Annotated in this window: 20 protein-coding genes; 2 read left to right on the top strand and 18 right to left on the bottom strand. The window is 54.0% G+C overall.

The window, feature by feature from the left end; all coding sequences use genetic code 11:
• Window positions 1-18: 18 nt before the first annotated feature.
• The 5 genes from ccmE to ccmA are packed head-to-tail and all read right to left on the bottom strand — an operon-like array spanning window position 19 to window position 2,907.
• Window positions 19-498 carry a cytochrome c maturation protein CcmE gene (ccmE, locus tag LG323_RS13235; RefSeq protein WP_404417071.1) on the bottom strand — a complete coding sequence of 160 codons (480 nt, stop codon included), beginning with the start codon at window positions 496-498 and terminating at the stop codon, window positions 19-21.
• Window positions 495-716, bottom strand: coding sequence for a heme exporter protein CcmD (gene ccmD, locus LG323_RS13230; protein WP_404417068.1), 222 nt, complete (start codon window positions 714-716; stop codon window positions 495-497). The genes ccmE and ccmD overlap by 4 nt, the downstream gene beginning before the upstream one ends.
• Window positions 717-719: 3 nt before the next feature.
• Window positions 720-1,457, bottom strand: coding sequence for a heme ABC transporter permease (locus LG323_RS13225; RefSeq protein ID WP_404420141.1), 738 nt, complete (start codon window positions 1,455-1,457; stop codon window positions 720-722).
• Between the two features lie 51 nt (window positions 1,458-1,508).
• Window positions 1,509-2,243 (bottom strand): heme exporter protein CcmB, encoded by a 735-nt coding sequence (gene ccmB, locus LG323_RS13220; RefSeq protein WP_310695135.1) that lies wholly within the window; start codon window positions 2,241-2,243, stop codon window positions 1,509-1,511.
• The gene (gene ccmA / locus LG323_RS13215) at window positions 2,236-2,907 is read right to left on the bottom strand and encodes a cytochrome c biogenesis heme-transporting ATPase CcmA (RefSeq protein WP_404417065.1); all 672 of its coding nucleotides are present in this window, start codon (window positions 2,905-2,907) and stop codon (window positions 2,236-2,238) included. The genes ccmB and ccmA overlap by 8 nt, the downstream gene beginning before the upstream one ends.
• Before the next feature lie 114 nt (window positions 2,908-3,021).
• Between ccmA and LG323_RS13210 the strand changes: the two genes are divergently transcribed.
• Both LG323_RS13210 and LG323_RS13205 read left to right on the top strand, forming a co-directional pair.
• Entirely contained in the window at window positions 3,022-4,647 is a 1,626-nt protein-coding gene (locus LG323_RS13210) for a flagellar hook-length control protein FliK (RefSeq protein ID WP_404417062.1), read from the top strand.
• A 4-nt stretch (window positions 4,648-4,651) separates the two neighbouring features.
• Window positions 4,652-4,945, top strand: a complete 294-nt coding sequence (locus LG323_RS13205; protein ID WP_404417059.1) for an EscU/YscU/HrcU family type III secretion system export apparatus switch protein — start codon at window positions 4,652-4,654, stop codon at window positions 4,943-4,945.
• A 1-nt stretch (window position 4,946) separates the two neighbouring features.
• On the opposite strand, the gene LG323_RS13200 is transcribed toward LG323_RS13205, so the two are convergent.
• The 13 genes from LG323_RS13200 to fliR all read right to left on the bottom strand — a co-directional run bounded on the left by LG323_RS13200 (window position 4,947) and on the right by fliR (window position 18,703).
• On the bottom strand, window positions 4,947-5,393 hold the full coding sequence (locus tag LG323_RS13200; protein ID WP_404417056.1) for a DUF2802 domain-containing protein: 447 nt from the start codon (window positions 5,391-5,393) through the stop codon (window positions 4,947-4,949).
• Window positions 5,393-5,881, bottom strand: a complete 489-nt coding sequence (locus tag LG323_RS13195; RefSeq protein WP_310695140.1) for a chemotaxis protein CheW — start codon at window positions 5,879-5,881, stop codon at window positions 5,393-5,395. The genes LG323_RS13200 and LG323_RS13195 overlap by 1 nt, the downstream gene beginning before the upstream one ends.
• A gap of 91 nt (window positions 5,882-5,972) precedes the next feature.
• Entirely contained in the window at window positions 5,973-6,896 is a 924-nt protein-coding gene (locus LG323_RS13190) for a chemotaxis protein CheW (protein WP_404417054.1), read from the bottom strand.
• Window positions 6,893-7,705, bottom strand: coding sequence for a ParA family protein (locus tag LG323_RS13185; protein WP_404417051.1), 813 nt, complete (start codon window positions 7,703-7,705; stop codon window positions 6,893-6,895). The genes LG323_RS13190 and LG323_RS13185 overlap by 4 nt, the downstream gene beginning before the upstream one ends.
• A 30-nt stretch (window positions 7,706-7,735) precedes the next feature.
• Window positions 7,736-8,926, bottom strand: a complete 1,191-nt coding sequence (locus tag LG323_RS13180) for a chemotaxis response regulator protein-glutamate methylesterase (protein WP_404417048.1) — start codon at window positions 8,924-8,926, stop codon at window positions 7,736-7,738.
• Window positions 8,927-8,995: 69 nt separating this feature from the next.
• Complete coding sequence (locus LG323_RS13175) at window positions 8,996-11,170, bottom strand: chemotaxis protein CheW (RefSeq protein WP_404417045.1); 2,175 nt, start codon at window positions 11,168-11,170, stop codon at window positions 8,996-8,998.
• Window positions 11,171-11,182: 12 nt separating this feature from the next.
• Window positions 11,183-11,974 (bottom strand): protein phosphatase CheZ, encoded by a 792-nt coding sequence (locus tag LG323_RS13170; protein ID WP_404417042.1) that lies wholly within the window; start codon window positions 11,972-11,974, stop codon window positions 11,183-11,185.
• Window positions 11,975-12,020: 46 nt separating this feature from the next.
• Window positions 12,021-12,401 (bottom strand): chemotaxis response regulator CheY, encoded by a 381-nt coding sequence (gene cheY, locus LG323_RS13165; RefSeq protein ID WP_310695146.1) that lies wholly within the window; start codon window positions 12,399-12,401, stop codon window positions 12,021-12,023.
• A 69-nt stretch (window positions 12,402-12,470) separates the two neighbouring features.
• Complete coding sequence (locus tag LG323_RS13160; protein ID WP_310695147.1) at window positions 12,471-13,208, bottom strand: RNA polymerase sigma factor FliA; 738 nt, start codon at window positions 13,206-13,208, stop codon at window positions 12,471-12,473.
• A gap of 4 nt (window positions 13,209-13,212) precedes the next feature.
• Window positions 13,213-14,523 (bottom strand): flagellar biosynthesis protein FlhF, encoded by a 1,311-nt coding sequence (gene flhF, locus LG323_RS13155; protein WP_404417038.1) that lies wholly within the window; start codon window positions 14,521-14,523, stop codon window positions 13,213-13,215.
• A gap of 27 nt (window positions 14,524-14,550) precedes the next feature.
• Complete coding sequence (flhA, locus tag LG323_RS13150) at window positions 14,551-16,632, bottom strand: flagellar biosynthesis protein FlhA (RefSeq protein WP_404417035.1); 2,082 nt, start codon at window positions 16,630-16,632, stop codon at window positions 14,551-14,553.
• A 155-nt stretch (window positions 16,633-16,787) separates the two neighbouring features.
• On the bottom strand, window positions 16,788-17,927 hold the full coding sequence (gene flhB, locus LG323_RS13145; RefSeq protein ID WP_404417032.1) for a flagellar biosynthesis protein FlhB: 1,140 nt from the start codon (window positions 17,925-17,927) through the stop codon (window positions 16,788-16,790).
• On the bottom strand, window positions 17,927-18,703 hold the full coding sequence (gene fliR, locus LG323_RS13140; protein WP_404417029.1) for a flagellar biosynthetic protein FliR: 777 nt from the start codon (window positions 18,701-18,703) through the stop codon (window positions 17,927-17,929). Before fliR ends, flhB begins: the two co-directional genes overlap by 1 nt.
• Window positions 18,704-18,708: the final 5 nt, after the last annotated feature.

Genomic DNA, 18,708 nt, shown 5'->3' with positions numbered 1-18,708 from the left:
AAAAACACCCTGGTTGAATTAGTAAGACTCGTCGGAAGATTTGTTCTTGGCATAGGGCGAGTGATCGGGCATTTGACCGGCCGCCTCCAGAGCTTCGGCCACCTCCGGGGGCATATAGTTTTCATCATGCCGTGCCAGCACCTCAGTCGCCACCAGCTCCTGCCGGTCATTCAGACGACCCACCGCAACCACGCCCTGGCCTTCACGAAACAGGTCGGGAAGTATCTTGTCGAAGGTAATCCAGATCTCTTCATTGTTGTCGGTCACTGCAAAGCGCACCTGCAAGCTCTCAGTATCCCGCTGGACACTGCCTTCAACCACCATTCCCCCGGCGCGAATTTCCCGATCCTGGGGAGCCTCACCCGCAACAATCTGGGTGGGCGCAAAAAACAGGTTGATGTTGGAACTCAAGGCGTAGAGGGTCAGGCCAACGGCCAGGGATACCCCGCCCAGCATCAAACCCAGTAGCCATAATTTTTGCTTGCGTTTCGGCGTCATGCTTGCTCACCTTGTTGCTCAGTGATTGAGGGGGAAGTTTCTTGCTGCCTGGTTTCGCGTTGGATCTGGCGTTGCAGCTGCTGTCGTGTTGACCTCAGCCGCCACCAGGGCAGCAGAATATTCAACAGCATCAAAAGTAAACTGATGGCAAAGGAACTCCAGACATACAGAGCATGGCCACCCATATTGAAGAACTCGGACAAACTATCGAAATACATGGTTCACTTCCGTTGCAATAATTCTTTAACCCAGCCGGATTTCTGCTCGCGCTTCAACACTTCCGACCTGGCGCGCAAAAGCACCGACCAGCCCAGAAAGGCATAAAAACCCAACACCATGATCAGCAGCGGCACCCACATGGAAGCAGGCATAGCCGGTTTTTCGGTCAGGGTGAAGGTGGCGGGCTGATGCAGGGTATACCACCAGTCCACCGAGTATTTGATAATGGGAATATTGATGACCCCCACGATGGCCAGCACAGCACAGGCCTTGGCCGCCACTTCCTGGGGTTTCAGGGCTTCCCTGAGCGCCATCACCCCCAGATAAAGAAAGAACAGAATCAGCATTGAAGTCAGCCGGGCATCCCACATCCACCAGGTTCCCCAGGTGGGTACGCCCCAGATAGCTCCCGTGACCAGGGCAATAAAAGTCATGCTGGCACCGACAGGGGCCAGAGACTGGGCCACCACATCAGCCATTTTTATCTTCCAAACCAGCAGTACAACCCCGGCGATGGCCATCATCATGTACACCGACTGAGCCAGCAGGGCCGCAGGCACATGAATGTAAATAATCCGAAAACTGTTCCCCTGCTGATAGTCCATGGGCGCGTATGCCAGCCCCCAGATCAGGCCTGAAGCCAGCAAAAGCACTGAGGCTGCAGCAAACCAGGGCAGCCAGGTGCCGGTGATCTGATAAAACCATTTTGGAGACCCCAGACGGTGATAAAGGGTTTTCAGCCATTTCCACACGTTATGCACCTCAAAGCTGCCAATATAAAAGTTTCATTTTTATTCGCCGGATACTGCAATTTTCAAACCCGCGGCTACCGCCCAGGGTGCCAGGGCCAGGGCCAGGGCCGCCAGGGCCGCCAGCATAGCCAGGTGCGCTGCCGGTGAGACACCGGTGATGGCGGCCTGCATGGCGCCCGTGCCAAAAATCAGCACAGGAATATAAAAAGGCAAGACCAGCAAGGTCATCAAAACACCCGATTTGCCCACACCTGCCGTCAGGGCTGCCCCTATGGCTCCCACCAGGCTCAGGGCCAGACTGCCCAGAAGCAGTGACAACATCAAAACCCCCTGGGCCTGCCAGGGCAGGTACAACATGACACCCAGAAACGGGGATAACAAAATCAAGGGTAAACTGGAAAGCAACCAGTGCACGGCTAGTTTGGCCAGAGCCAGAGGTGCCAGGGGGTACCCACTGACCAGTTGCTGCTCCAGGGAACCATCCAGCAGATCCGGCCTGAAAAGTGCATCCAGAGACATCAAGGTGGCCAGAAGGGCAGCGACCCAGAGCACTCCCGGTGCCACCGGACTCAAGATTTCTTCAGTCGGCGAAATACCCAGTGGGAACAAAACCACCACCAGGGCAAAAAACACCAACGGGTTGATCAGATCGCCGCGCCGGCGCACCTGCAGCCGCCACTCTCTTCCCAAAGCTGCTACAAAGACAGTGGCCAGACTGGGTAAGTTCGCTGTTTTTTGCTTGAGGCGACAAAAGGTCGCAGATGATCTAGACATTGCCAGCCTCATAACTTGCAGACGGCTTCTGGCCGAGATGAATTTTTCGCAGGCCGGCCAACTGCTCCAGGGCATGATGGCTGGTCAGAATCACGGCCCCGCCCTCGGCGGCATGATCCGCCAGAAGCTGCTCCATGGCGGCAACCCCCTGCTTATCCAGAGCAGTAAAAGGCTCATCCAGAAGCCAGAGTGGGCGTGATGTAAAAAGCAGACGAGCCAGGGCAACCCGGCGTTTTTGCCCGGCTGACAACTGATGGCAGGGCTGATCTTCAAAACCTCTCAAGCCCACTCGATTCAGGGCTTCCTCCAGGTCTTCCTCCCGCACCCCGCCTTCCAGGGCGGCAAACCAATGCAGGTTTTCCAGGGGGGTCAGTTCCGCCTTGATACCCGCCAGATGCCCGATAAAAAGCATCGCTTGATAAAAATCCTCACGACACGCCGTCAAGGGTTCACCCTGCCAGCCGATGTCTCCTGAACTCACAGGCAAAAGGCCAGCCAGAAGACGCATCAGGCTGGTTTTGCCAACCCCGTTGGGGCCTTCCAGCTGCAGGAGATCACCGCAATGGAGATCAAAATCCAGACCGGAAAACAACAGACGCTCATCCCTTTCACAGCTAAGCTGTCTGACAGTTAACAGGGGGGATCTGGAAGTGGTTACTGACATCAGATTGGCTAGGCCTTAGCAAAAAAATACAGTTCAATTCAGCCGCACACTTTACTATGATCCTGGGTAATCTGCCAGATAACTCCATCTGGCTACTTATAGCGGAGATACATCATGCAAGGTCTGCCGCCTACACGTGGAGCATCAGCGGACACCAGCAGTCATCAGGCCAACCTGCTGCGCGGCGTTATAACGCAGGGGCGGCCCGCTCTGCCACCCGGACAGGCAGGGCAGGCCCAGGTCGTCTCCAGTGAACCGGCCCAGCAGGGACAAGGGCACCGCGTTCAGGTGCAGCTCAACAATGGCGAACAAATGACCCTGCGGCTGGATCGGCCCCTGGCCCAGGGTCAACAGGTGCAACTCCAGGCCCGAGCCGAGGGGCAGGTGGAAGTGCGTCTGGTGGCCCAAAATTCGCCGCAAGGCCAGACTGCTCAGCAGCTCAGCCAGATTTTGAGCCAGCTGCCCACACTCAATGCCCGCCCTGCAACAGGTCAGAGCCTGCCTGTGAACCCCGGCCAAACCCTGTTGGCACAGGTGGTCTCCAGCCAGACCCAAGCAGCCGCCCAGGGTGAAGCTTCATCCAGCCACCGCATTCAACTGCAGCTGCCCGGTGGCCAACAAGTCTCCCTGGTCATGGATCGCCCCCTGCAACCCGGTCAACAGCTGCAGATAAGTCGCCCTGATGGCAGCACCTCAATACAATTGAAAGTTTTGAACCCAGAAGCCCTGCAACTGCTTGATGCCTTACGTCTGGCCGCACCCGCCAACCCAACCACCAGCCGAACTGAAACAGCCAGCCTGCAAACCCTCCTGCAGGCGGCAGGCGCGCAACTGCGTCAAGCCCTGCCGCGTCAGGCTCCTCTCAGTCAGGCGCTGCAACAGATCACTCAACTGGCCCGACAACTGCCCGCTGAACCGGCTACAGCCCGCCCGCAAGCCCCCCAGCCTGGACTTCAACCCGGCATCCGGGCTACGGCTGCACCCTTGCAGGGAGCCGAACCCACCCTGAAGCAGCATCTTTCCAGCCTTCTGAGTCTGATACCCCAAGGCAACAAGGCTCCAACGGCACAACAGCTTCAGGCCTTTATCCCGGCCAGCGGACTCCTGCTGGAAGCCAACCTAGTCAGAGGCGTACAGACCAATCCGCTGCAGGGGGATTTGAAGCTACTGCTGCAACAGGCCAGCGCCCAGTTGCGGGGCCAGGGCACTGCTGGCCAACAAGCCAATCAGCAGCAGGTACAACAACAGCTGGGCCAACAATTGCAGGCCGCTCAGTCACGCATTCAGGTATTACAGCAGAGCAGCCTGCAGGCCACCCAAACCAGTCATGAAAGGGGACAACCGGCCCAGGTGATCCAGATGGATTTACCCTACAGCATTCGTGGTGACTGGTTTCAGGCACAGCTGGAAGTGCGGCGTTGGATCGAGGAAAAAGATGCTGAAGCGGCAGCCGAGCAGGAAGAACGCAAAACCCGCAGCTGGGAAGTTGAACTCAGTTTTGATCTGAGAAACTGGGGGCGGGTGCACACACGGCTGAAACTCAAGGGCACCCATTTAAAAGCCGACGTCTGGGTTGAAGCCAAGGAAGCCTGGGGGCCCATGCAAAAGGAAGTCAGTGTTCTGGAAGCCCGCCTCAGGCGTCTGGGCGCTGATGTCGAACGCATTGACTGTCATCTGGGCAAACCCCCACAACGTGCGCCCAGCAGGCACCCTCAACAGATCATTGATACGGAGATATAACAAGATGCGCCTCAGCAGACCCAGAAACCCGCCGCCCAAACGCGCCCTGGCCTTGCAGTATGATGGCCTGGGAGCACCGCGACTGACCGCCAAGGGTTGCGCGGAAATTGCCGAGAAGATTATTGAAATTGCCGAAGAGAAGGGAGTGCCGCTTTACGAGGATGCCGATCTGGCTGCAGCCCTGGCCCATCTGGAGCTGGGTGAAGAAATACCGGAGCTGCTGTATATGGCCATTGCTGAAGTTCTGGCTTTTGTTTATGACCTGGACACCCTGAAAAGCAAGAACCCACCAGGCTAACTCAATTGATGGAGTAGTGTTCTTCCCGGTCCGGCTCTTCACGCTGGGCTTTCAATTCGGTGTGCACCAGGGTAATCAATTCAGCTTCCACCCTGGCCAGACCACAGTTCTGAACCAGGTCGTCCACAGTGGCACCCATTTCAACCAGACGCACTGCATAGGCATAAGGCAGACTGCCCGGATCGCGCTGCTCCACCTCCATCTGCCGTTCCATGGTGTTGTTGAGTCGCTTTTCCACTTCCACCAGGCGCTGCCCCATCCCTATGGCACCACTGCCCATGGCATGATTCTCATTGCGCAGGGCTTTAATCAGCAAATGGGTTTCATTTCTGGCCTCCTCCTGTTTCTGCCTGAGCTTGCGAATATGAGCAAAAGCAAGAAGCCCCAGCACCAGGGCCAGGAAAGCCACAACAACGGCAACCAACTCAAACAGGGAAGGCATAGGCATTAAAGAGCGGCCAGTTCAGACCATTCATCATCGGACATAAGCTTGTTCAGTTCGACAAGAATCAAGAGTTCATTGTTCTTGTTGCAAACCCCCTGGATAAACTTGGCGCTTTCTTCATTACCCACATTGGGCGCAGTTTCTATCTCGGACTGTTTGAGATAAACCACTTCGGCAACCGAGTCCACCATGATACCCACCACCTGCTGTTCGGCTTCAATAATCATGATGCGGGTGGCATCAGTGACTTCACCAGGCATCAAACCAAAACGCTGACGGGTGTCAATAACTGTGACCACATTACCCCGCAGGTTGATGATGCCCAACACATAGTCGGGAGCACCGGGAACCGGGGCGATTTCAGTGTAGCGCAGCACTTCCTGCACCATCATCACATTGATGCCGTAGGTCTCTTCAGCCAGACGAAAGGTCACATACTGGAGTACTGGATCTGAGGCGCTTTCAGCCTGAATCTTTTGTGGGCTAGACATGGTTCTATCCTTCAGTTCAGATGGGGGAAACACCCATAAGTCGCTATGCTAATACACCTCTGCCCAGAAAAACAGTGGGCAGATGGCACCTTTATTCCGAGTCGATCTTGTTCAGAGCACTGAGATTGGCCGGTTCCATCTGACCATGACCTTCCTTGAGCAGGCGATCGAAGGCAGCCACATCAATCAGGGCACACATATGCTCAATCACAGTGCCAGCCAGCCAGGGGCGCTTGCCCAGTGAAGTACGCCAGCGCACCTGATCGGGTTCCAGAGAGATGGAGCGATCCACCTCGTTACAAGCCAAACCCCAGACACTGTCATGAATACGAATAATCAGTTTGTAGGTTTCCGGATGCTTTTCAATCAAGGCCGGGGGCAAAACCCACTGTGCAGTATCCACCATGCAAACATTGATATCATTGGCCCTGAGCATTCCCAGAAACCAGTCGGGCTGACCGAATAACGGGGTCGGCTCCCGATCAATCTTGATAATCCCACCCAGCTCTACCAGGGGCACAGCCAGGGTTAGTCCTTTGACCTTGAACAGCAGACACTCAAACCGCTCCTGCGCCCAGACCGGACGACCATCTTTCCAGCCCGGTGGACTGGGCGGCTGATCAGGTGTTTTTTCTGCCGGTGGTTTGGCAACCACCTCGGGTTCAGGATCAGCCACCTTGGCAACAGGCTCGGGTTCGGGCTCCACTACGGGCTGCGGCTTGGGTTCAGGCTCCGGTTCGGGCGCGAACTTCAATTCGGGCATCAGTACCTGGGGTGCGGGCTCAGCTTCCTCAAACGCAACAGGCTTGGATTCCTCTTCCGGTTGCGTGGCTGCCTGACGGGCTCTGGCCAGGGAGTCACTCAAATGGCGACCCTGGTGCGACTCCTCCCTGGGCGGGCTGGACGCAGGCTGGGAATACAGGTCTTCAAGATCAAGATCGTGACCGTCATCATCACTCAGCAGGGCTTCAAGGTAGCCCTCAATGGCCTGTTGAGGTGTTTCATGCCAGCTCATTGACCCGCCTCCCTGTCAGGGGCAGTCTGACGCCGGGCTTCGGATTCTTTTTCCTGCAAAAACTTGAGGAGCACACTGTAAGCATGCACCCCACGGCTGTTGGGATCGAGCATGGACACCGGCATACCGGCCACACTGGCATCACGGAACTTGGTATCCACCGGCACCATGGAGTGCCAGATCACATCCCCGTAGGTATTTCTGAGCAGGCGCAGACTTTGTATGGAGGCCTGGGTTCGGCGGTCATACAGGGTAGGCACCACGGTATAGGGCAAAGCGTGTTTGCGCGCCTTGTTGATCATTTTCAGGGTACGCATCATTCTTTCCAGACCCTTGATGGCCAGAAATTCAGTTTGCACAGGAATGATGAGTTGTTCGCAGGCCGCCAGGGCATTGATCATCAGCAGTCCCAGAACCGGGGGGCTGTCAATCAGTACATAGTCAAAGCGGTTCCAGAGTTGTGCCAGGGACTTGGCAACCACCAGACCCATCCCGCCTTTACCGCTCATCTGCCGTTCCAGGGTAGCCAGAGCTGTTGAGGCCGCCATGATTTTCAGGCGGTCATGACCCGTGTCCAGCAACAGGCTGGCGGGCAGGGATTCGGGAATCTGCTTGTGCTGAAAGAGGTCATAAACACTTTTTTCAACACTGTCAGGATCGTATTTGAAGTAACTGGTCAGGGAACCATGAGGATCCAGATCCAGTAGAAGTACCTGATGACCACGGTCAGCAAGAATACCCCCGAGGGTTACGGCAGTTGTGGTTTTACCAACTCCGCCTTTTTGATTAGCAACCGCCCAGACATGCATACCCGTTTCAACTCCTGTTGACCACCTGCATCAGGTGACATCACTGGTTAACTTGTCGGCTATATCCGCAAGATTTATTATTTCTTCTGCAATATTGGCCTTGGCAACAGCCATCGGCATACCATAGATCACCGAGCTGGCTTCATCCTGTGCCCAAACAACGGAGCCGGTTTCCTTGAGCATTCTTGCCCCTTCCCGACCATCGGCTCCCATACCGGTCAGCACCACCGCCAGCACCTTGCCGGGATAAACCTTGGCTGCCGAGCCAAAAGTCACATCGGCACAAGGCTTGTAGTTGAGACGATCATCGCCTGGCAGCACTCTCACACTGCCGCCATTGCGCTTATCAATCATCAACTGCTTGCCCCCAGGTGCCAATAATGCCAGACCTGGACGCAGGAGGTCACCATCTTCCGCTTCTTTTACCTGAATTTTACACAAACTGTTGAGCCTTTCGGCAAATGCCCCGGTAAAGGTTGAGGGCATATGCTGAACCAGAACCAGGGGAGCCGGAAAATTGGCGGGCAAACGTGTCAACACGGTTTGCAGGGCCATAGGGCCACCCGTGGAAGTGCCTATCATCACCAGAGAAAAGTGACGCGGCCTGGCTTTGGGTTTGGGTGCAGCGACCAGGCTGGCTTTGGCTTCCGCTCTTTGTGCCTGTTGCTGCTCCTGTTTTTTACGGGCCTCTTCACGCCGATTGGCAATCCGATCCTGCAGTCTGCTGCGCTCAACGCCAGAAGCTTTTGTTTCTTCCCGGTGTGGATCACGCCCTGGCTGGCGGGGCTGGTATCCACGGGAAACAACCGGTGCGGCCGAGGAACGACTGCGAGCGACCGTGATCACCCGATCACACAACACCTTGGCCATCTTTTCGGTGTTACGGGAGATGTCTTCAAAGTTTTTGGGCAGATAGTCAACGGCCCCGGCTTCCAGCGCATCCAGTGTCACCCTGGCCCCTTCATGGGTCAGGGATGAAAACATCAGAACCGGCGTGGGCTGTTTCGCCATGATTTCACGAACTGCTGAAATACCGTCCATGACCGGCATTTCATAGTCCATGGTGATAACGTCAGGTTTCAGCTCCAGCGTTTTTTCTACTGCTTCCCGGCCATTTGACGCTGTTCCTATGGCTTTCAAGCGAGGATCGGTTTCCAGTAACTCACAGACCCTGCGACGAAAAAAACCTGAATCATCAACCACCAAAACGGTGATTGGCATCTTCTTCTCCCACAAACTGATCAAGCTGCCTACTCGGCAGCAAACATTCTTCAGCAGGCGTCACGTCAATCAGCGCCGCCCGGTATAATTCTTAAGCAGACCCGGAATATCCAGAATCAGGGCAATACGCCCGTCCCCGGTAATGGTGGCACCCGCCAGACCGGGTGTGCCATGCAGCATCTGTCCCAGAGGCTTGATCACCACTTCTTCCTGACCGATGAGGTCATCGACCACAAAGCCGACCTGCTGGTTGCCAATGGAAACCACCACCACATGGGCTTCCTTGAGTTCTTCCTGGGTTATTTCACGTTTGGCAAGATCGCGGATCAACCAACGCCGCAGATGGAAGAGCGGCAGGGTTCTTTCGCGGATAATAATGACTTCCTGACCATCAATTTTATTGGCACGGGAAATATCCAGCTGGAAGATTTCATTGACGTTCACCAGAGGCAAGGCAAAGGTCTGATCCTGCAATTTGATCATCAGGGTGGGCATGATCGCCAGAGTCAAAGGCACCTTGATGATAATCTTGCTGCCCTTGCCCAGTTCCGACCAGACATTGATGGTGCCATTGAGCTGGGATATCTTGGTTTTCACCACATCCATGCCCACACCACGACCGGACACATCCGAGATCTCGTCTTTGGTGGAGAGACCGGCGGCAAAAATCAGGTTGAAAGCCTCCTGATCCGTCAGGCGATCCGCAGCATCCTGATCCAATTGACCTTTTTCTACGGCCTTGCGCTTGAGTACTTCGGGATCCATGCCTGCACCATCATCCGAGATGGTCAACAGAATATGATCGCCTTCCTGCTCTGCCGCCAGGATAACCGTGCCTTCACGCGGCTTGCCTTTTTTCTCACGATCTTCGGGTTGTTCAATGCCATGGTCAGCCGAGTTGCGTACCAGGTGCACCATGGGATCAGCCAGGGCTTCGACCAGGTTTTTATCCAGATCGGTGTCTTCACCGATCATTTCCAGCTTGATTTCCTTGTTCATCTTCCTGGAAAGGTCACGGATAATCCTTGGGAAGCGACCAAATACTTTCTTGACCGGCTGCATCCGGGTTTTCATCACGGAAGTCTGCAAATCAGCCGTGACCACATCCAGATTGGCCACAGCCTTGGCCAGCTCACTATCCGTGCTGTCAGACCCCAGGCGAACCAGGCGGTTACGTACCAGTACCAGCTCACCCACCATGTTCATGATTTCGTCCAGGCGCGAGGTATCCACGCGCACGGTGCTGTCTGCTGCCGCTTCTTTTTTGGCCGGTGTCTTGGCCTGGGTGGCCGGTGGTTTGGCTTGGGGTTCAGGAGGCTTGGCAGGTGCTTCTTTCTTGGCTGGCTCTTTGGCTTCCTGTTGAGGAGGCTTGGATGCAGACTTGGGTGCTGCACCCGGGCCTTTACCTTTACCGTGCAATTCATCCAGAAGCTGATCGAATTCATCTTCGGTAATCAGGTCATCATTCCCGCCGGAAGCAGGAGCAGCAGCCTTAGGAGCTTCTTTTTTGTCTTTACTGACATCAGCACCTGGGCCCTTGCCTTTGCCATGCAGCTCATCCAGAAGCTGGTCGAATTCATCTTCAGTAATCAGGTCATCGTTTCCGCCGGAAGACGCTGCAGGGCTGCTTGCAGGTTTCTTGCTCTTGTCCTCGGCAGCCGTTTTTTGCATGGCCGCCTTGTCTTCTGGACTCAAGGCATTGAGCAGAGCCTCATATTCTTCATCGGTGATGTCGCCCTGCTCTTCAGAGCCACTGGATGTGGAGGCTTCCGTATTTTGATCAGTGCTGTCGGCATTACCCGTGGCCTGTTCAGTTTGTTCAGCCACAGCTGCGGGGGGTTCGCCAGCCTCACTTTCGGGTTTGGCGTAGTAAGCCAGGGCATCCAGCAAGGAAGGGTCAGCCGGTTCCGGCATTTCATCGCCACGAACCGTTTCAAACATTTCATTGACGGTATCCAGTGCACTCAGCACCGTATCCATTAATTCGGGGGTAACCTGGCGCTGGTGTTTTCTGAGGGTGTCAAAAACATTTTCGGCATTGTGGCAGCAGTCAACCAAAGGGTTGATCTGCAAAAAGCCAGCCCCACCCTTGACGGTATGAAAACCGCGAAAAATGGCATTAAGCAGCTCAGGGTCATCTGGTGACTGCTCCAGATCGACCAACTGTTCAGAGAGCTGTTCCAGGATTTCACCTGCTTCTACTAAGAAATCCTGCAGAATATCCTGATCTGCATCGAGACTCATCCATCGGCTCCTTTAAAACCCGAGACTGGAGAGAAGGTCGTCAACTTCATCTTGACCCGACACCACTTCAATGCCGCGTTTTTCAGCATTGATTGCCGGGCCTTCCGGCGTTGGCGGATCATCAACGACCTCGGTTTTTTGTTGGGCATTCTCATGGCGAATGCCGGTTATTTTGTCGACCTGGCTAGCCATTTTGACCAAATCCACAAGGCTGTCTTCCACCTCATGAACCAGCACGATCACTTTTTTGACAACCTGACCGGTTAAGTCCTGGTAGCCCTGTGCCAGGGTAATTTCACTAAAGTTGTTGCTCAGCCTGGTTGTTTTTTGTTCTGTGCTTTCAAGGAAGGTATCCATGCGTTTGTACAATTCACGGAACTCTTCAGGTTTCATTTCGCGCCGCTTCAACCGGGCCCACTCTTCGCGCAGGGAACTGGCCTCCTCACCCAGGTCACTGGCCAGTGGCATGCATTCATCCACCTTGTCCATGGTGGTATTGGCGGCATCCTGAGTCAGATTGATCACATAATTAAGGCGATCAGCAGCATCAGAAATATCTGAAAACTCATCTTGAGCACCCACAACTGCTGAGGTGTCCAGGTGGAAATCCCTGATGGCATCATGCAGTGCACGTGTCAGTCGCCCGACTTCCAGATACAGGTTCTTGTTTCTGGCATCATTGATCTGCTGCAGCAGGTTGACTGCATCAACAAGCTCGCCTTGCTCAATTTTTTCAATCAGCTCGCCTGTTGTGCTGCGCAACAGCTGCTCAAAGTTTTCTGGCTGGCTGGATTGATCAGTCATTCATCACCCGAACAAGTGACACAGAAACAAGACTGCGTCATCAGTTTTATAAGCGCTCAAAAATCTTTTCAATTTTTTCTTTCAAAACTGCAGCGGTAAAGGGTTTGACAATATAACCATTCACGCCTGCCTGGGCAGCAGCAATGATTTGTTCCCGCTTGGATTCCGCCGTGACCATCAGGATGGGCAGATCTTTCAGTTCGGGATCAGCGCGAATATGCTTGAGCAGGTCGAAACCTGTCATGCCCGGCATATTCCAGTCAGTGACCACGAAATCAAAGTTGCCTGTATTCAGCATGGGAATTGCTGTCAGGCCATCATCTGCTTCGTGAGTGTTGTTGAAACCCAGATCACGCAGCAGGTTTTTTACTATCCTTCTCATGGTGGCGAAATCATCCACGATGAGAATTTTCATATCTTTATTCAAGGCAACCTCCGTTAAACCTTGCCAACAGCAGTAATGATTATAATACAATCCTGGCCGAAGAAGGGCACACTATACATTTTTCCAATCCGACAGTTTTCCCCGCAATCGGGCAGCAGCCTGACTCAGTATCTGACTTATGCGGGACTCGCTGACAGAAAGAACTGCACCGATCTCCTTAAGATTCAGCTCTTCGTTATAGTACAGTGAAAGTACCATTTGTTCACGCTCAGGCAAAGCTGAAATTGCATTTGCCAGTGAATCCTGAAAATCCGCTTCCTGCACTTCACCCAATGGCCCTGAGCTGCTTTTATCCGGCAACTCAAATGCCGAGTCCTCCTGACTGGTCAACTCATCAAAGCTGAACAGCCGGGAACCTGCAGTATCTGCAAGAAAGTGGTGATACTCCTGCAGTGACACCCCCATTTCTTCAGCTACTTCATGCTCTTGGGCGTCACGTCCGGTGCGCATTTCCACTGCTTTAATGGCTTCCGCCACGCGGCGGCTGTTGCGATGCACCGATCGCGGTGCCCAGTCATGCCGTCGCACTTCATCCAGCATGGAACCCCTAATGCGAATGGATGCAAAGGTTTCAAAACTGGCACCCTTGTCCGCATCAAAGTTTCTGGATGCTTCAATCAGCCCCATGCTGCCCGATTGCAACAAATCATCCAGTTGCACGGTGGCGGGCAAGCGGGCCAAAAGATGGTAAGCAATCCTCCTCACCAGAGAAGAGTATTGCTCAAGCAGCTTGGCATCTGCAAGCTGTTGATTACGCGAATAAAGATCAAGACCTTTGGCAGCAGTCATTCATTCAGCCTGTCTTTCCGTCATTTTCTTCACTTCGTTCCACATCCCGGGCAAAACGGCCCACGAGAGACGAAGGGCTGGCCAGCTTTACATCATCCGGTATTTTCTGACCGTTGGTGATGTAGCTGACCGGCAACCTTTTTTCCAGTACCAGACCCAGGACTTCACCGATATGCACTGCCTCATCCAACTTGGTCAACACACAGCCATTGAGTCCGGCATCCCGGTAAGCTTCATAAGTGTCCAGAAGCACCCGTGACTGGCTGATGGCCGGCAGTACGATAAAGCGTCTGATTCTGGCCTGGGCCGAAGTCAGCAGTGTCAATTGGCTTTGTAGGTTCGGGTCCCTGACATTCAGACCCGCCGTGTCGATCAAGACCAGGCTTTTATTACGCAGGGACTTGAGGGTTAAATCCAGGGCATTGTTCTCATCCACAACCCGAACCGTCACCCCCAGAATGCGCCCGAAAGTGCGCAACTGTTCATAGGCGGCAATCCGGTAGCAATCCGTGGTGACCAGCGCCAGGCCTTCTGCCCCATGTTTGAGTACATAGCGGGCTGCCAGTTTGCCCAGGGTGGTGGTTTTCCCGACCCCGGTTGGTCCCACCAGGGCGACCACACCACCCTTGTCAATAAATTCTTCATCCAGGGTTTGCAGTTCATTTTCCAGGCGCTTGAGGAGCAGTTGCCAGGCCGTCTGGCTGTCCATATCACTATTCAGGGGCACCAGCTTCATGAGCTTGCTGACATAGGCCGAGGTAAAGCCGGCCTCAAGCAGGCGATTGCGTATCAAGGCTTCGGTTGGATTTCTGGCCCCATCACTTTCGCGCAGCTGTTCTTTGAGCAGATCGCGCAGCCCCTGGATTTCTGACTGCATTGCCTTGATGGCCAGCTCTTCGGTGCTCGTGCCCTGGCGTTTTTTTCCCGCCGGTGTGCCCCAGGCATCATCATCCAGATCATAGGAAGAGCGAGCCTCTCTTTCGGTTTCGCCATCTTCATTCAGGCCCCACTGGCGCATCCGGGCTTTTTTCTGAAAGGCGTTTTCCTTCATTCCAGTATCAAAGCGGGCACCGGATAAAATTCTTTGCCGAGCTTCGTCCAGCTCCTGTTGCAGGGCATCACCCTGATCCGCTTCCTTTAAGGCTGTGGAAAAGTCCTGTGAGGTTTCATCACCCTCATAGTCAAGCGCGCAAACAATTTCTACGCCATTGTCCACCTTGCGGTTGGAAACAATGACAGCATCGGCACCCAGTTCTTCACGAACCAGCCGCATGGCCTGACGGGAATCTGCCCCGAAAAAGCGCTTCACCCGCATGTAGAAGACCTCTTAGTTTGCACGCTGTTATTGACCTATGGTTGCGACGATAGTGATCTGTTTGTTATCGGGTATTTCCTGATAGGAAAGCACATGTACGTTCTGGATGCCATAGCGCACAAATCTTGCCATTACCGGACGCACGGGTGCTGCTGTCACCAAAACGGCCGGATTGCCCTGCATTTCCTGTTGCTGTGCCACTTCGCTGAGTGATTGCTGCAGCTTCTCTGCCATGGCGGGCTCCAGGATCAGTTGATCGCTCTCACCCCCCTGTTGGGCCGCCTGCTGCACACTCTTCAGCAAGAGTTGTTCCAGCTCGGGTTCCAGTGTAATAACAGCAAGATGCTCGCTGGGGCCGGTAATAGCCTGAACAATTGAGCGGGATAGTGCAACCCTGACGGCTGTCGTCAATTGTATGGGGTCACGGGTGGTATGGGCTGCCTCCACCAGAGCCTGGGCTATGGAGCGAAAATCCTTGACGGGAACTTGTTCTGTTAACAGATTCTGAAGCACCTTGAGAAGCACCGACAGGCTAACACTGTCCGGCACCAGCTGCTCGGATAGTTTGGGTGCCGACTGGGCCAGCATGTCCAGCATTTTGTGCACGTCATCATGCCCGATCAGTTCGTGAGCATAATCGTGCATGATCTGGTTGAGCTGGGTGGCAATCACCGTACTGGCATCCACCACGGTGTAGCCCAGGGTCTGGGCTTCTTCGCGTTGGGAAGGGTTGATCCAGACCGCTTCCAGGCCAAAAGCAGGATCCCGCCCCTTGATGCCATTGATCGGGCCATAGACCTGACCTGGGTTGATGGCCATCTCTCTTTCCGGGTGCACTTCGGCTTCACCTATGGTGACGCCCTTAAGAATAATCCGGTAACTGTTGGGGGTCAGATCCAGATTGTCACGAATATGCACCGAGGGCATCAAGAATCCCAGATCCTGAGAAAGTTTTTTACGGATACCCTTGATACGCCCCAGCAACTGGCCACCCTGGGTTTTATCCACCAGAGGAATCAAACGATAGCCAACCTCCAGGCCCAGCAAATCTACAGGAGCCACATCCTGCCAGTTGAGTTCTTTTTGATCGACAACATCGGGGTCCGGCGTCATGGGCAGCTGATTGGCCGCCTGCTCAGTGGCCATTTCCTCGGCCAGCTGTTTTTGCAGAATGCGATGAATCAGGTAGGCACCACCCCCGGCAATAGATGCCAAGCCCAGAAAAGCAACATGCGGCATACCCGGCACCAGACCCATGATGACCATGATCGTGGCTGCCACAGCCAGGGCCTTGGGGGTACCAAACATTTGTTTGGAAACCTGCGTGGAGATATTCTGTGAAGAGTTAACGCGGGTCACCATGATGGCGGCCGCAACCGATAACATCAGGGATGGAATTTGTGCCACCAAGCCATCACCAATGGTCAAAAGAACATAGCGTTCACTGGCCAGGGAGAAATCCAGGTCATGCTGAATCATCCCGATCAGCAAGCCGCCCACCATGTTGATGACCAGAATCATGATGCCGGCGACTGCATCGCCTTTCACAAACTTGCTGGCACCATCCATGGAGCCGTAAAAATCCGCTTCAGAAGCAATTTCTTCGCGTCTGTTTTTGGCTTCCTGCTGATCAATCAAACCGGCATTCAAATCCGCATCGATTGCCATTTGTTTGCCGGGCATGGCATCCAGGGTAAAACGGGCACTGACTTCTGCAATACGCCCGGCACCCTTGGTGATAACCACAAAGTTAATGATCATCAGAATTAAAAAGACAATCAAACCCACGACATAGTTGCCACCAATCAAGACCGCACCAAAGGATTCTATGACCTTGCCGGCAGCATCCCCGCCTTCATGGCCATTGAGCAGGACGATTCGGGTTGAGGCCACATTCAGGGCCAGACGCAGCAGGGTGGCAACCAGCAGGACGGTGGGAAAGACGGCAAAATCCAGAGGCCGAAGGGAGTAAACAGCCACCAGAAGAATCACAACCGCAAAGGCAATATTGAAGGTGAAAAAGACGTCCAGCAAGAAAACAGGCATGGGCAAAGTCATCATGCCCAAAAGCGACAGCAATAATAGAGGGATTGCTATCTGACTTTGCATGACGCTTCTGAAAGCATCTTGAAACTGGGCTCGATCCATTTTTCACCTGGTAAAAAGAAGTGCAGGGCAACCCCGGAGGGCACCGACGCAGAAGTATGCCAACTTATCCCCGTGAAATAAACTCCAGGTGCAGACCTTCCTGTGGATAATTGTAATCAATCGGAGTCCGGATCCAGATCCTTCGGTACGCTGATATCAGGCAAGCGGCCCGGTTTTTTGGCTTTGCCTGCCCGGTACTGCTTCATCTGATAAACCCAGGCCAGCACCTGGGCAACAGCCATATACAGCTGCTGGGGAATCTCATCACCGATTTCTGTGGAGAAATACACGGCCCGCGTCAAAGGGGGCATCTGAACCACGGGGATCTCATAATGATCGGCAATTTCCCGGATCTTGGCAGCCACCTGCTCTTTGCCCTTGGCCAGCAACAAAGGTGCCGAGTTGCCGTCATCATCATATTTCAGGGCCACGGCATAGTGGGTCGGGTTGGTAATGACCACATCGGCATCGGGTACATCGGACATCATCCGCCTTTGTGCCATTTCCATCTGCATGCGTCGAATCCGGCTTTTGACTTCCGGCTTCCCTTCGGTGTTTTTATGCTCATCCTTGACTTCCTGATGAGTCATTTTCAGCTTTTCAGTATGCTGATAGATCTGCCAGGGCACATCTATCAAAACCACCACGATCAGGGAAAGGCTGATGGCCAGAAAGGCCCAGATCACCAGATAACTGCCCTTGGCAATAGCTGGCTTGAGTGCCATGGCTCCCAAGACAGCAAACTCCTCACTCAGACCATAGATAATAATGTAGGAGGTCACCCCAACGAGCAGAACCTTGGCGACCGACTTAACAAATTCCACCACAGAATTTTTGGAAAAAATCCGCTTGATCCCGGCAATGGGGTCCAGCTTATTGAATTTGGGCACCAGTGCCTTGGCCGTCATGTTCCAGCCGCCCACCATGATTTGCGAGATGGCACCGATCAAAAAAAGCACAATCAGAAAAGGCAGAATCGTTTCCGTGGCATGCCAGACCGATTCTGTAAAGTGTTTGAACATGGCGTCATGAGTCATGACATCAACACGCTTGAGGTCAAAATTATAGGCAAAAAGCTCCAGCGCCTTGTCACCCATCCAGGCGCCAAACACCAGCAAAGCCCCACCGGCTGCCAGCAACAGCATGGCTGTACTCAACTCTTTGGAGCGAGCGACTTCACCATCACGCCGGGATTCTTCCTTGCGTTTCGACGTGGGTTCTTCTGTTTTTTCCTGACCGTCTTGATTTTCTGCCATCAGCTCATCCCCAACCAGGTGCGCATCAGCTCAAAAATATCCCGCGACATGCGATCAAAATGAAAAAGGTACTCGGTTGACCAGAACCAGAGCTCCAGCAGACCCAGAATCATCATGGTTGGAAAACCGATAACAAAAATATTCAACTGGGGGGCAGCTCGAGTGATCACCCCCAGAGCCACGTTCACCACCAGCTTGGCAATAATGATGGGCATTGCCATCAGCAGGGCACCGGCAAACAGCCAGCCTCCCTGAATGGCAATATGCCAGGCCTGTTCACGTACAAAACCTTCAGCACGTATCGGCATAATGGTAAAACTTTCTGCCAGGGTGTCTATGATCACCAGATGCCCCCCCACAGCCAGAAAAACCAGATTGGTCATAATCAGAGCATACTGACTGAGTACCGTGACATTGATGCCGCTGGAGGGGTCAGCCATCTGGGCCATCCCCATACCGATCTGCATGGCAACAATCTGCCCAAATATGATAAAGACCTGAAACAGCAGTTGCACCAAAAAACCCAGGGCCGCCCCTATCACTATCTGCTGGGCAACCAGCAGCCAGGTCTGGGGTGACAGACCATCCATGACCGGTACTGGCGGCAACAGAGGCATCAACAGCAGGGTCACCAGAATAGCCAGGTAAATCCGAATAGGAGCTGGCACAAAATTGGCACTGAAGATGGGGGCCGCCATAAAAAAGGCCCCAATCCGAAAAAACGGCCAGAGAAAGGTGCCTATCCAGGCCGTCAGCTCCGCACCAGTCATAGGCATGGGAC

The sequence above is a fragment of the Marinospirillum sp. genome, assembly GCF_044810985.1.
Lineage (GTDB): Bacteria > Pseudomonadota > Gammaproteobacteria > Pseudomonadales > Halomonadaceae > Marinospirillum.
This window is presented reverse-complemented; position numbering and strand designations above follow the sequence as displayed.